Origin of the sequence: Streptomyces xantholiticus, assembly GCF_014651015.1 — a bacterium.
In the GTDB taxonomy this organism is placed as follows: domain Bacteria; phylum Actinomycetota; class Actinomycetes; order Streptomycetales; family Streptomycetaceae; genus Streptomyces; species Streptomyces xantholiticus.
Genome location: NZ_BMWB01000001.1, coordinates 526,976 through 540,054, shown reverse-complemented (window position 1 = coordinate 540,054; position 13,079 = coordinate 526,976). Strand labels below are relative to the sequence as shown.

Sequence of the window (13,079 nt, the reverse complement as noted above, 5' to 3'; positions counted from 1 at the left end):
TCCGGGCGGGCCGGGCTCTGTGCCACGCTGGAGACCGGTTCCGAGGTGAGGTGAACGAAGCGTGGTCGAAGGGCGGTGGCGCCGGGCCGGCAGCGCTCTGCTGCGCGTGGCCGTCGTGTGGGCGGTGTCGACGCTGACGATGCTGGCGCTCGCCGGACTGCTGCCGGACTTCCAGCTCCAGTCGGACGACGGCGACAGCATCACCCGGACCGCGGTCACGGCGGGCTGGGGCGCGGGGGCGTTCGGCCTGCTCACGGGCCTGGTCTGGCCCGTGGTCGTACGGGCGCTGCTGCTCGTACCGGCCCTGGTACTGGGCCTGCTGGTGTTCTTCCTCAACGGCTCGCTGCTGTTGATCGCCCTGTGGCTCATCCCCGACGGACGCGGCACGGCCAACCCGGAGACCGCGGTGGTGGTGGCCGCCGTGATGTCCGCGGTCGCCTCCGCCACCTCGACGGCGCTCGCGGTCCGCGACGACAACGCCTACCGCAGAAGACTTTCCCGGCTCGCCCACCGCCGCGGACGCGGGAGGGTTGCCCACGACCGTTCGGGACCGCCCGGCACGGTCTTCCTGCAACTCGACGGCGTCGGGTACGAGGCGCTGCGCGGCGCCGTGGACAGCAGGGTGATGCCGACCGTCGCCGGATGGGTCGGCGCCACACACCGGCTCACCCCGTGGCGCACCGACTGGTCCAGCCAGACCGGCGCCAGCCAGCTCGGCATCCTGCACGGCTCCAACCACGACGTGCCCGCCTTTCGCTGGTACGAGAAGGAAACCCGCCGGATCGTCGTCAGCAACCGCCCGGCGAGCGCCGTGGAACTGCAGCGGCGGGCCATCGAGCACACCGGGGACGGCGGCCTGCTCACGGTGGACGGCGCGAGCCGGGGAAACCTCTTCAGCGGCGGCGCCGACCAGTTGGCGCTGGTGCTGTCCATGGCGGCCAGGCGCGGCAGGGGGAACCGCTCCCGGGCCGGTTACTTCGCGTACTTCTCCGATCCCGCCAACGCCGTCCGTACCGCGCTGTCCTTCGTCGCCGAGGTCGGGCGCGAGGTCGGGCAGTCGACCCGGGCCAGGCTCCGCGGGGACACGCCGCGGGTGGGCCGCGGCGGGCTCTACCCGTTCATCCGGGCGTTCGCGACGGTCGTCGAGCGCGATGTGGTCGTCGCCGCGGTGATAGGGGACATGCTCGCCGGGCGAAGGGCGGTCTACGCCGACCTGGTCGCCTACGACGAGGTGGCGCACCACTCGGGGCCGCACAGCTCGGACGCGCAGGCGGTGCTGGAGCGTCTGGACCGCTCCATCGCGCTGATCTCCAAGGTCGCCGAGCACACGCCCCGCACCTACCGGATCGTGCTGCTCTCCGACCACGGGCAGAGCCCGGGGGAGACCTTCGAAGGAGCCTACGGGCTCACGCTGAAGGACCTGGTGCGCGCGGGGTGCGGGCTGCCGGTGTCCCGGCGGGCCGAGCGTTCGAAGAGCGGTGCGGAGGCCCGCGACGCGGCGCGCGACGCCCTGCGGACCGCGCTGCACCGGCAGCCGGCCGGCGACGGTGAGGAGGAACGGCCCGCGTCGGGCTCCGACCCGATCGTGCTGTCCTCCGGGAACCTGGCCCTGATCTCGTTCCCCGACGTGCCCTACCGCATGAGTTGCGAGGAGATCCGGCGCCGCCACCCGGCGCTGCTCGGCACGCTCGCGAACCATCCCGGGATCGGTTTTCTGCTGGTGCGCAGCGAGGAGCACGGCTCGGTGGTGCTCGGCGCCGACGGTGCGGAGGTGCCCGTAGACGCGCTGAAGGACGATGACGGGCCGCTGGCCGGTTTCGGTCCCGGCGCGGCCGACGCCGTACGTCGTACCGACTCGTTCCCGCATGTCGCCGACATCATGGTCAACTCGATGCACGACCCGAGGACCGGTGTGGTGCACGCCTTCGAGGAGCAGATCGGTTCGCACGGCGGGCTCGGCGGGGAGCAGTCGCAGGCCTTTCTGCTGTCGCCGTTCGAGCTCTCGCGGCCGGTCCCCGCGGGCGTCGACCTGATCGGCGCGGAACAGGTGCACCACGTGCTGCGGCGCTGGCTGCGGGAGGGGGACGGGCCGCAGGTGCCGATCGGGCGGGTTGAGGTTTCCCGACCGGACGGTGAAGCGCAGGAACAGGTTCCGGTCGGTGGTGGTGCCGCGCCGGACGAAAATCCTCAGTCGTCTCGGCATCGGGTCCACGGCCGTCAGTGCCGACGAGGCCCGTGACCCCGCGACGTCGGCCGTGCCACTGGCCGGACGCTGGTCAGTGCGCCTCCGACGCCCTGCCGCTCCCCGCGGCCGCTGCACACCCTGGACGCGCCACGGCTTCGGCAACGTGTCGCTCGTCAGTCGCCGCGCCACGGAGGTCGCCGAGGCGCAGGGCAGAGACAAGGATCGTGGTCCGGCCCCGTGGGGTCGGACCACCATCCCGGCGTGCCGGGGGTTGCCGATGTCAGAAGTCGAGCAGATTCGTGACCCGGGACTGCGCCACGCAGCTGTTGGCGAACGTGCGCTCGTACGAGATTCGGCGGCCCTCCCACACCCCGTCAGCGGTGAGGGTGACGGGAGCGTAGATCTGCGGGCACGCACGATCCGAATCGTCGTTCAGCGTGAGCGCGGGCCGGCCGTCGGCGCGTTCGAGGTCCGCGCATGCGGCCTCGGCGTCCGGGTGGGTTCCGCCGGCGGTCGGCCTGCAGTGCAGGGTGACCGCCCGTTCGACGGTCGCTGTTGCCGCGCTCTCGCCCTGACCGACCGTCAGCACCATGGCGGAGGGCGAGTACAGGCTGTCGTGCGTGCCGGCGGCGGCAGGGCCGGCTGCCAGAGCGACGACGCCGGCGGCCAACCCCGCCATGCAGGTGATCTTGGTAACTGAGCGACGCATCGGATTCTCCTTTTTCTCGACTACGGAACCTGCAGCGTTGCTCAGGCGTCCCGAGAATTCACATCGATGACCCCTGCTTCGGACATCGGCGACGGTTGTAATTGGCCGAAAAATAGGCATGACCCGGGGTCGAAGCATTCTTTTCCGCAGGCTTCGCCGCAGTTCGTCAGATTGGACTCACACCGGGTGGGACGACCTCAGGGCCGTTAATGAGTCGTGACGCCTCGACCGATATGCAACCTTTACGCTCGATGTCGAAGGAAGGTTGTTGAAGCGGCATATAAAAATCCCTTGGGCGTGGTTTTTGCGTCAAGCTGTCGCGCCTCTGACGGCGGTCAGGCGCCCTTGATCGGTGAAAAATCTCCCGCAGCACCGGGTGAGCGGCTCAAGGATTTCCTGCACGGGACGCCCTGTCGTCCGGTCCCGCAGGACGATCCACTTCGCTGCAAAGTTGCTCCTTCATGCAACTGTTGTCCAGATATCCGCCATGTGGGCGGCCCGCGCAAATTCTTTAGGCAACGTTGATGTGATCCGGGGCAGTCGGCTGTGAACCGTCAACAGCGCGAATGGTCGGCTGCATTGCAGAGAGGAAAGACAATGCGTACTCGCCGTCGGTTTCTTCGAGGAGGAACTGCCGTGCTTGCGGCGGTGGCCGTCGCCGGAACAACCGCTTCTGTCCTCGACGAAGAATCCGCCCGGGTGAACCGGACAGGGCAGGGCCGTCCGCCCCGTGGCGAGGCCGGCGAGCCGTTCGACGAGACATACAAGGGCAGGCGTATCCAGGGATGGCCGACTGATCACGGACATCACGGGACGGGGAGCGGCTACCGCGTTCTGATAGACGGGACCGAGCTCCACGTCATGCTGAACGGAGACGGGACGTGGGTCAGTCTCATCGATCACTACGAGGTTTTCGCGACTCCGCGTGCCCTCGCACGGTCGGCAGTCGACAATCTCGCCGGCGCCGACCTCGTCCCTCGCCCGGCACATCGGTGAGCATCCAGGAAAGGGGCGCCTGACATGGCCGTGCGAAAAAACCAGTCCACGCTCACCTCCACCGAGAAGCGCGAATTCATCGATGCAGTCCTCGGACTCAAACGCAGCGGTCGTTATGACGAATTCGTGCGCACGCACAACGCATTCATCATGGGTGATACGGATCAAGGAGAACGGGTCGGACACCGATCTCCGTCCTTTCTGCCCTGGCACCGGAAGTTCCTGCTCGAATTCGAGCAGGAACTCCAACGAATCATCCCCTCCGTGGCACTGCCCTACTGGGATTGGAGCACGGACCGTACGCCCGCGTCCTCCCTGTGGGCCACCGATTTCCTGGGCGGCGACGGACGCAGCCGCGACGGACAGGTGATGGCCGGGCCCTTCGCGAACCTGGCCGGAAATTGGTCCATCGACACCCAAGTGGACACGCGCCCCTTCCTGCGGCGTGCATTGGGTGGCGGAGGAAGGGCATTACCCACACGCGCCGACATCGAGGCGGTTCTGGCAGTGGAAACATACGACGCACCGCCGTGGAACAGCACCTCGCGGGGTTTTCGAAACCTCATCGAGGGCTGGCGAGGCGTCAACCTGCACAACCGGGTGCACGTCTGGGTGGGCGGCCACATGGCAACGGGCGCCTCCCCGAACGATCCCGTTTTCTGGCTGCACCACGCCTTCATAGACAAACTGTGGGCGGACTGGCAGACACGGCATCCCGCATCGCCGTATCTGCCGGAAACCCCGACCGAAAACGTGGTGGATCTGGACTCCACCATGCGCCCCTGGAACGACGTCACGCCACGAGACATGTTGGACCACACACGGTTCTACACATTCGACACCTGAGCCCGAAGCCAGGTGCCGCGACCGGAGGCGGCCGGGCTGTCCACCACCGGGTGTCCCCGGCCAGTGGCACCGGGTGAACCGGGCCGCCTCGTGCCCGGCTCGGTCCTCGCCTTCGCGTTCTCCATGTGGCTGGTCCCCGGTTCCGGCCACGCGGCCTTGTACCAGGGCGTGCCCTTCCTCTTCGCCGGTGTCCTGGTGTAGGCCTGGGCGCCGACCCGCAGGATCGGAACGGCCGCCCAGGAACAAGGAGAGTGGTACGTGCGCGCGGTGGTGTTCGACGACTTCGGAAAGCGGCCCGAGGTACGGGAGGTCCCCGACCCCCGGCCGTCGCGCGACGGTGTCGTGGTCAAGGTCGAGGCAACCGGGCTGTGCCGCAGCGACTGGCACGGCTGGAGGGGCCACGACTCCGGCATCGCCCTGCCGCACGTCCCCGGCCACGAACTGGCGGGCACCGTCCACTCGGTGGGCGACGACGTGACCCGCTGGAGCGCCGGCGACCGGGTCACGGTGCCGTTCATCTGCGCCTGCGGCCGGTGCGCCGCGTGCGTCCGCGGCGCCCAGCAGGTGTGCGAACGCCAGGAGCAGCCCGGTTTCACCCACTGGGGCTCCTTCGCCGAGTACGTCCCCCTGCGCCACGCCGACACCAATCTGGTGGCGCTGCCGGACGCCATGGCGTTCACCACCGCCGCCGGCCTCGGCTGCCGCTTCGCCACCGCGTTCCGCGCCGTCGTCGGCCAGGGACGGGTGCGGCCGGGGGAGTGGGTCACCGTGCATGGATGCGGCGGGGTCGGCCTCTCCGCGGTGATGATCGCCGCCGCCTGCGGGGCCCGGGTCGTCGCCGTGGACGTCTCGCCGGGGGCGCTGGAGCTGGCCCGTACCTTCGGCGCGGAGATCTGCCTGGACGCCTCGACGCCGGGCGGGGGCGAGGTCGCAGCAGCCCTCCTGACGCGACCGGCGGCGGCGCGCACCTCTCGCTGGATGCCCTGGGAGCGCCGGTGACCTGTGCGAACTCCGTACAGAGCCTGCGCGGGCAGGGCCGCCACGTGCAGGTGGGCCTGCTCCCGGACGGGGTCCATCTGCCCATGGACCGGGTCGTCGCCCTCGAACTGGAGATCCTGGGCAGCCACGGCATGGCCGCCCACGCCTACCCGGAGATGATGGCCATGGTCGCCTCCGGGGCGCTGCGGCCGGATCTGCTGGTCACCAAGGAGATCGGCCTGGTCGACGTGCCGGAGGCCCTTGTGGCACTCGGCACCGCCCCCGGCACCGGGGTCACCGTGATCACCCCGGGCATCTGAAGGCCATTACCTCAGGCGTAATCGACCCCCCGAGGGCGGCACGGCAGTCTGTGAGCACCGGGACCCGGGCGACGCACTCCGTCCGGGCTCCGGGCCCACGACCGGCCCGCCCAACCCTCGACGGAGGCTGATCCGCCATGTCCACGACCCTGCTTGCCGGAATCTCCCGCACCACGGAGCCGCAGACCATGCTGCGCCGCTTCCTCGCCGTCGACGCCGTCGTCACCGGTGCCAACGGCCTGGCGTACGCGGCCTTTTCTGGGCCGCTGGGGCGGCTGCTCGGTGTGGACGCCACGCTGCTGGTCGGCCTCGGTGCCTTCCTCGCGGCCTACGGCCTGGCCGTCGGCCTCCTCGCCGCCCGCGCAAGGCCGCCGCGGGCCGGTGTCACGCTCGTCGTCGACGCCAACATCCTGTGGTCCCTCCTCAGCGTCGCCGCCCTCGGCGTGTGGCTCGACCCGACCGCCGTCGGCGCCGCCTGGACCGTGCTCCAGGCGCTGACCGTCGCCGGATTCGCCGTCCTGCAGTGGTCGGCCCTGCGCGCCACCGCTACGGCGTGAGCGACTGCAGGTACTTCACCGTCGCCGGGTCGGCCGGCAGGAACGTCTCGATGGCCAGCTCGGCGACGGTCACGTCCAAGGGCGTGTTGAACGTGGAGATCGACGACACGAAGGAGAGCACGCGGCCCTCGTGCTCGATCCGCAGCGGCAGTGCGAAGTACGGATACGGCGCCTCGCCCGCTGCCACGCCCCGCTCGTCACCGCTGCCCTCGGGCAGCGGATAGGCCGCGACCTCGTCGTACAGGCTGCGCAGCGCGTCGGAGCGGGCCGGCGCGATCTGCCGTTCCATCTGCTGCAGCAGATGGCCGCGCCACTCCGGCAGATTGCGGATCCTGGACGCGAGGCCCTCGGGGTGGAGGGTGATCCGCATGGCGTTCAACGGCGGGGCGAGCAGATGCTCCGGCAGGTCCTCGAGCAGCATCGCGATGCCCCGGTTGGCGGCGAGCACGTTGTACGTGCCGTCGACGACCAGCGCGGGGTAGGGCTCGTAGCCCTGCAGCAGTCGCTCCATGCCCTCGCGCAGCGCCTCCATCGCCGGGTCGCCAAACGGCGTCTCGGTGTAACGGGGCGCGTAACCGGCGGCCAGCAGCAGCGAGTTGCGCTCCCTCACGGGGACGTCGAGGTGCTCGGCGAGACGCAGGACCATCTCCTCGCTGGGGCGCGAACGGCCGGTCTCGACGAAACTGATGTGCCGGGCCGAGGAGCCGGCGCGCAGGGCGAGTTCGAGCTGGCTGATCCGGCGCTCCTCGCGCCAGCGGCGCAGCAGCGGACCCACCCCGCCGGCGGAAACGGCAGTTGTCATAGCCAGACCGTATTACGACCCGGTCCCCCGTCTCAGCCCCGTGCGTTGCCCAGCAGGGCAGCGAGCACCCGCTCGATGTCCATGGCGGCCGCTTCGTTGCCGGCCGGCACGGTCGCGTACGACCGGACCAGGAAGCGGCGCAGGCTCGCGGTGTCGAGCTGGAGCAGCGCGACCCCTTCCGGCGAACGCAGTTCGATCATGGTCTGCACCCGCCCGCAGGGCCAGATGTGCACATCCCCGTCCCCGCACGGCGCGCGCAACCCCGCGTCGAGCAGACTGCGGGCAAAGGTCCAGGTCACGCCGGTGTCGTTCAGACAGGCCTCCGGCGGGAAGGCCATGCGGACGGCGAACGGGTCGGTGTCGCTGTAACACAGAACCACCGGCACGGCCAGGGAGTGGGGCGCATCGCTGATGAGGCGGGCCCGTACGGATTGCTCGATGGTCGATGACATCGCTCGCTCCTCTGCTGCTGTGCGGTTCCGCTCTCGTGCTCGTACGTCGCGGGCAGGCAGAGGCCTGGGTGAGCGACGCCAGTGGCGCGTGTGACCTGCATCACCAAGACTGAAACGATTGCGCCAGGATGGCTAGGCTTTTGCGCCAACGCATTTCCCCGTAAATGGGACAGCTGGCTGGTTACGGACGGGTAGCCGCAAAGCGTTGCGGTTGAGTCGCCGCATCGCCGCCCGGGACGGGTGGCGACAGGCCGGAAAAGAGGGGATGCCCCGGCCGGACGGGGGTTTCCGGCCGGGGCGGTCACAGGGCGTGGGCGCGAGCGGCGGTCGCCTAGGGCAAAAGGTGAGGCCCGGGGGCATCTGCCCCGTGCGCACCCACTTGTAGATGAACGATAAACCACTTGGTGGTGTTCCGGCGAACCGAGGGGCCCGCTGTGATGTGCGTTACCCACGGTCACCTACCGGGAGGTGATTTCCGGACAAAGGTCACGAGCCCGGCTGCAACCCGCCCCGTGCGACCACCGAGCCCAGCACCGACGGCAGCGGATACCAGTCGGCCGACACCACGCTCGCGTGCCGACCCGCCAGCAGCGAGAGGCGGTCGCGGGCCTGCTGCTCGGTCGGGTTCGTGCCGTCGATCGCCGGCGCCACGCTGTGTGCGGCGGTCATGACGACGAGGTAGTGGTTCCGGTCGTACCAGGACGTGTCGATCGACCCGCCCGCGTACGCCGCCGCGTCCCCGTCGAAGACGACGAACCACGGGCGGATCGAGGCGTCCGCGTACCGGCTGCGCGGGTCACCGGCCGCGGCGTGATGGACCGCCGGGAACGCGCCCGCCTCGCCGAGGCGGCCCGCCGCCTCGAGGCCGCGCAGATGCGTCGCGTACTCGCGGTCGGTCCACAGTGAGTCGAACGGGTTGTCCTCCTCGAGCGTGCCCGGGATCAGCTCGACCACGAACTTCCCGGCCAGTGCCGAACGCGCCGGCCAGCCGTCCGCCCGTACGGCCGTGTCCAGGTCGCGGTGCCCGCCGACCAGGTCCGCCGGGCGGTACAGGGCGTCACCGAGTCGTGCGGTCAGCAGCGCGTCCAGCGCGGCGGGTCCGCGGCCTTGCTTGCCCTGGAAGCCGTCCTTGAGCTCCATCTTGATCAGGATCGGCCGGTGGCCCGGGTTCGCGTCGTGCCAGGACCTCATGTCCGCCAGACACCCCCCGAGGTCCTGGTTTCTCGCCTTCGTGCGCAGCTCGGCGGCGCTCGACGCGTTCACGCAGTTGTTGTCGTTTCCCAACGGGTTGCTGTGCGAGACCCGCCACGACCTGCCGAAGACGTTGGTCCACACGTCGATCTCGAGCATGGCGGCACCGGAGTCGAGCGCGTCCGCGAGGTAGGTGTACTTCGATTTCTCGTAGGCGTTGTGGACGCCGACGCCGGTGGTGGCGGAGTACGGGAGCTGCCCCGTGTCCGCCGTGCCGGTGGTGGTCGCCTGCGCCGGAGCGAGCGCGACCGACAGCAGTCCGGCCGCGACGGTCGTCGTCACGGCGGCGCGCGAAAACTTGCCCATGGGGGATCCCTGCCTTTGCGTCGGGGGGTCAAGTCGACGGAAGGCTAAGGGAGTTGGACGGCCCGTGGGGAGACTGTACCCGGCCACCCCGGGCGCCGCGTGGTGCTGGGCGAACGGTGTTCACCGGCCCCCCACGGGCGTCGTGCCAGGATGCGTACGCCGTCCGGCCGGGGCACTATGGCCGCATGCTGCTCGCCCGCGTCGCCGAGGCCTCCCGCGAGGTCGCCGCCACCTCGGCCCGCTCGCGCAAGATCGCCGCGCTGGCGGAACTGTTCGCCGAGGCCTGGCCGGAGGACGTCGCGCTGGTGATCTCCTACCTGGCCGGGCGGGTCCCTCAGGGCCGCATCGGCATCGGCTGGAGCGTGCTGAAGGAGAGTGTGCCGCCCGCCTCCGTACCGGCCCTCACCGTCGGCGAGACGGACGCCGCGCTCGCCGCCCTCGCCCAGGTCTCCGGCCCCGGCGCCCAGGCGGAACGCCGCAGCCGGGTCCACCGCCTGATGTCCGCGGCCACCGCGGAGGAGCAGCAGTTCCTGCTGCGGCTCCTCACCGGCGAGGTACGCCAAGGGGCGCTGGACGCCGTCGCGCTCGAGGCGGTCGCCAAGGCCGCCCGCGCGCCGGCGCCGGACGTGCGCCGCGCCGTCATGCTGGAAGGCTCGCTGCCCCGCGTCGCCGCGGCCCTGCTCGCCGAGGGGCCTGCGGCCCTCGAACGGTTCCGGCTGCGGGTCGGCAGTCCCGTGCAGCCGATGCTCGCGCACACCGCGAAGTCCGTGACAGATGCGGTCCGGGCGCTCGGGATCGCCTGCGTCGTCGAGGAGAAGCTCGACGGCATCCGCGTCCAGGTGCACCGCGCCGGAACCGATGTCCGGATCTTCACCAGGTCCCTGGACGACATCACCGATCGGCTGCCCGAAGTGGCCCAGCAGGCAGGGGAGATGACCGGCGACCGGTTCATCCTCGACGGCGAGGTCATCGCGATGGCCGCCGACGGCCGGCCCGTACCGTTCCAGGACATCGCCTCCCGCGTCGGCTCGCGCCTCGACGTCGAGGCGGCCCGTGCCGCGCTGCCGCTGTACCCGGTGTACTTCGACGTCCTCGCCGCCGACGGGGAGCCGGTGCTCGACCTCCCCGGCCGCGACCGGCACGAGATCCTGGCCCGGCTCGTCCCCGGGCCGACCCGGGTCAGGCGCGCCGTCGTCGACGACCCGTCCGACCCCGAACAGGTCGCCGCCGCGGAGGAGTTCTTCACCGCGACCCTGGACCGCGGCCACGAGGGAGTCCTCGTCAAGGCGCTGGACGCGCCGTACAGCGCCGGGCGCCGTGGCCGCTCCTGGCTCAAGGTCAAGCCCGTCCACACCCTGGACCTGGTGGTCCTCGCCGTCGAACGGGGTCATGGCCGGCGCACGGGGCTGCTGTCCAACCTCCACCTCGGCGCCCGGGCCCCGGACGGCGGTTTCGTGATGCTCGGCAAGACCTTCAAGGGGCTCACCGACGAGATGCTGCACCGGCAGACCGAGATGCTGAGTGAACTCGCCGTCGACGACGACGGCTTCACGGTGCGGGTGCGGCCCGAGCTCGTCGTGGAGATCGCGTACGACGGACTGCAGCGCTCCAGCCGCTACCCGGCCGGGGTCGCCCTGCGCTTCGCGCGCGTACTGCGGCACCGGCCGGACAAGACGGCCGCGGAGGCGGACACGATCGAACAGGTGCTGGCCGCCGCCGGGCGCTGAGCCGCCCGGCGGCCCCGCACGGCGCAGGCCGCTCGCGCCTGGCGCCCAAAGTCAGCGCAGCCCCAGCACCTTGTCGGCGAACGCCGACAGATTGTCCATGGTCCGGGCGATCTGCTCCTCGAGCGTCAGGTTCTCCTCGTAACGGCCGTGCCGCAGCTTCGGCTGCCGCTTGCCGCGCACGTACAGCGGGCAGGCGAGATCCGCGCACAGATACGTGCCGACCGTGTTGCCCTCGCGGCCCGCCGTCCCCGCCAGGGGCGCCGCGAACAGGGTCACCCCGGAGGAGGCGTGCCCCGTGAGACACGCATGGCACAGGCTCGACTTCACGGCGCTGGTCCGTCCGGTGGACGGGACACGCAGGGTGATTCCGACGAGCCCGTCCTCCCGCGGCAGCACAAGATGCGCCTTCAGCGGCGCGCCCGGGTCGATCCAGCCGAGGAAGTCCAGGTCGCCCCAGGGAAGTTCGGCGAAGTCGGCCGGCAGGCGCATACGGCCGGCCTCGCCCTTCGTGCAGTTCACGAAGGACGAGCGGATCTGTTTGTCGGTCAATGGTTCCACCCGGTGGAACGTACACAGCGTGGCCGGGTGCGGGCATCCGATTTACCGGGCATCGGATCTATGGTGTCCCCGTCCGCCGCCCCCTCCCGGAAGGAGCCTGGCCATGCCCACCGAGCCGCTGTCGCAGAAGGAGATCGAGGACCGGCTCCGGGAACTTCCCGGCTGGTCCCTCGAGGGCGCCAGGATCGCCCGCTCCTACCGCCTCGACTCGCACTTCGCGGCGACCGCCATGGTCGTGCACATCGCCCAGATCCAGGAGGAGCTGAACCACCACTCGGACCTCACCCTCGGCTACAACACCGTCGCCCTGACCGTCCAGTCCCACGACCTCAACACCCTCACGGAACGGGACTTCCGGCTGGCCGAGCGCATCGAGCAGATCGCGGCGGGCCACGGCGCCAACTAGTCACGGCAGAAAGGTCATCACCTCTGTCATGCTCTGCGCATGCTCGACTACGACCGTGAGGCCGCCGTCTACGACACGACACGTGGCGGCGTACCCAGGGCGGCGGCGGCCGCGGCGGCGGTGCTCGGCCTGCTGCCGGACCGTACCCGCACCCTTCTCGACATCGGCTGCGGCACCGGCCTGGTGACCGAGCGCCTGCACCGCCCCGGTCTGCGCGTACTGGGCTGCGACGGTTCGTACGGAATGGCCCGCATGGCCGCCGACCGCCTCGGCGGGGGTGTCGTGCTCGGGGACGTACGGCGGCTGCCGCTGCGCGACGCGTCCGTCGACGCGGTCAGTGCCGTATGGCTGCTGCACCTGGTGCGCCGGTCGGCGGCGGTCGTCGCCGAGGTCGCCCGCGTCCTCGGGCCCGGCGGGGTGTTCGTCACCACCGTCGACAAGGACGCGGGTCACGACGTGGGCAGCGACATCGACGCTGTTCTGCGCCCGCACCGCTCGTTCGCCGCGGCGTTTGACAGGGCCGATTTCATCGAGGAGTACGCCGCCGCGGGCGGACTGCGCCCCGTCGGCCGTGCCCGGTTCACCGGCCACGGCCAGGGCCGCACTCCGCGTTCGGCGGCGGACGTCCTGTCGGCAGGGCGGTTCGCCTCCTGGTTCACCGACGGCGACGGTGGCGGCGCCCGGCGACTGGCCGTGGAACTGCGCCGGTTGCCGGACCAGGACCGGCGCCGCCCGGACCCCGCCTACACCCTCGTGGCGTTCCGCAAGGAGACCTGAGACGCCCTACCGGCGCGACAGCTCCATCACCCGGTTCGTCAGCCACGTCCGCGCGTCGTCGACGGAGAACGCCTGCTCCCGGCGGGCGGCCGAGCCGGTGATCCCCGACCAGACGAAGCGCATGGGGACGGCCTTGCCGTCATGGGTGCCCTCGCCGTGGAAGAGGCCCCTCCCGTCGGTGCCGAAGCGTCCCACGACAGGAGGGAACA

The 13,079-nt window shown here is 70.7% G+C and carries 14 protein-coding genes and 1 pseudogene; 9 read left to right on the top strand and 6 right to left on the bottom strand.

Going from position 1 to position 13,079, the window contains the following annotated elements; genetic code table 11:
• The first annotated feature begins 61 nt into the window (after window positions 1-61).
• Window positions 62-2,239 (top strand): phage holin family protein, encoded by a 2,178-nt coding sequence (locus IE198_RS02500; RefSeq protein ID WP_189882088.1) that lies wholly within the window; start codon window positions 62-64, stop codon window positions 2,237-2,239.
• 226 nt (window positions 2,240-2,465) lie between these two features.
• On the opposite strand, the gene IE198_RS02495 is transcribed toward IE198_RS02500, so the two are convergent.
• Window positions 2,466-2,894, bottom strand: a complete 429-nt coding sequence (locus IE198_RS02495) for a subtilase-type protease inhibitor (protein WP_189882086.1) — start codon at window positions 2,892-2,894, stop codon at window positions 2,466-2,468.
• Between the two features lie 597 nt (window positions 2,895-3,491).
• On the opposite strand from IE198_RS02495, the gene melC1 reads away from it, so the two are divergent.
• The 5 genes and pseudogenes from melC1 to IE198_RS02470 all read left to right on the top strand — a co-directional run bounded on the left by melC1 (window position 3,492) and on the right by IE198_RS02470 (window position 6,591).
• Window positions 3,492-3,890 (top strand): apotyrosinase chaperone MelC1, encoded by a 399-nt coding sequence (gene melC1, locus IE198_RS02490; RefSeq protein ID WP_189882083.1) that lies wholly within the window; start codon window positions 3,492-3,494, stop codon window positions 3,888-3,890.
• A gap of 24 nt (window positions 3,891-3,914) precedes the next feature.
• Window positions 3,915-4,736 (top strand): tyrosinase MelC2, encoded by an 822-nt coding sequence (melC2, locus tag IE198_RS02485; RefSeq protein WP_189882081.1) that lies wholly within the window; start codon window positions 3,915-3,917, stop codon window positions 4,734-4,736.
• Between the two features lie 63 nt (window positions 4,737-4,799).
• Window positions 4,800-4,937, top strand: coding sequence for a hypothetical protein (locus IE198_RS02480; RefSeq protein WP_189882852.1), 138 nt, complete (start codon window positions 4,800-4,802; stop codon window positions 4,935-4,937).
• A gap of 57 nt (window positions 4,938-4,994) precedes the next feature.
• Window positions 4,995-6,034 (top strand): annotated as a pseudogene (locus IE198_RS02475) (zinc-dependent alcohol dehydrogenase family protein).
• 137 nt (window positions 6,035-6,171) lie between these two features.
• Window positions 6,172-6,591, top strand: a complete 420-nt coding sequence (locus IE198_RS02470; protein ID WP_189882079.1) for a hypothetical protein — start codon at window positions 6,172-6,174, stop codon at window positions 6,589-6,591.
• On the opposite strand, the gene IE198_RS02465 is transcribed toward IE198_RS02470, so the two are convergent.
• From IE198_RS02465 to IE198_RS02455, 3 genes are all read right to left on the bottom strand, one after another.
• Window positions 6,581-7,393: a helix-turn-helix domain-containing protein gene (locus tag IE198_RS02465; RefSeq protein ID WP_189882077.1), complete on the bottom strand. Its 813-nt coding sequence runs from the start codon at window positions 7,391-7,393 to the stop codon at window positions 6,581-6,583. The two genes, IE198_RS02470 and IE198_RS02465, sit on opposite strands and share 11 nt — an antisense overlap.
• A gap of 32 nt (window positions 7,394-7,425) precedes the next feature.
• Window positions 7,426-7,845 carry an SsgA family sporulation/cell division regulator gene (locus IE198_RS02460; protein ID WP_189882075.1) on the bottom strand — a complete coding sequence of 140 codons (420 nt, stop codon included), beginning with the start codon at window positions 7,843-7,845 and terminating at the stop codon, window positions 7,426-7,428.
• A 486-nt stretch (window positions 7,846-8,331) separates the two neighbouring features.
• Complete coding sequence (locus tag IE198_RS02455; RefSeq protein WP_189882073.1) at window positions 8,332-9,402, bottom strand: phosphatidylinositol-specific phospholipase C domain-containing protein; 1,071 nt, start codon at window positions 9,400-9,402, stop codon at window positions 8,332-8,334.
• A 185-nt stretch (window positions 9,403-9,587) separates the two neighbouring features.
• Between IE198_RS02455 and IE198_RS02450 the strand changes: the two genes are divergently transcribed.
• A complete protein-coding gene (locus IE198_RS02450) occupies window positions 9,588-11,129 on the top strand; it encodes an ATP-dependent DNA ligase (protein WP_189882071.1) in 1,542 nt (513 codons plus the stop codon).
• 51 nt (window positions 11,130-11,180) lie between these two features.
• Here the strand turns inward: IE198_RS02450 and IE198_RS02445 are convergent, their stop codons facing one another.
• Window positions 11,181-11,687, bottom strand: coding sequence for an FBP domain-containing protein (locus IE198_RS02445; protein WP_189882069.1), 507 nt, complete (start codon window positions 11,685-11,687; stop codon window positions 11,181-11,183).
• 103 nt (window positions 11,688-11,790) lie between these two features.
• Between IE198_RS02445 and IE198_RS02440 the strand changes: the two genes are divergently transcribed.
• Together IE198_RS02440 and IE198_RS02435 are read left to right on the top strand one after the other, a co-directional pair.
• Window positions 11,791-12,093, top strand: a complete 303-nt coding sequence (locus tag IE198_RS02440) for a 4a-hydroxytetrahydrobiopterin dehydratase (protein WP_189882067.1) — start codon at window positions 11,791-11,793, stop codon at window positions 12,091-12,093.
• A gap of 39 nt (window positions 12,094-12,132) precedes the next feature.
• On the top strand, window positions 12,133-12,870 hold the full coding sequence (locus IE198_RS02435) for a class I SAM-dependent methyltransferase (protein WP_189882065.1): 738 nt from the start codon (window positions 12,133-12,135) through the stop codon (window positions 12,868-12,870).
• A gap of 6 nt (window positions 12,871-12,876) precedes the next feature.
• Here the strand turns inward: IE198_RS02435 and IE198_RS02430 are convergent, their stop codons facing one another.
• Entirely contained in the window at window positions 12,877-13,065 is a 189-nt protein-coding gene (locus IE198_RS02430; RefSeq protein WP_189882062.1) for a hypothetical protein, read from the bottom strand.
• Window positions 13,066-13,079: the final 14 nt, after the last annotated feature.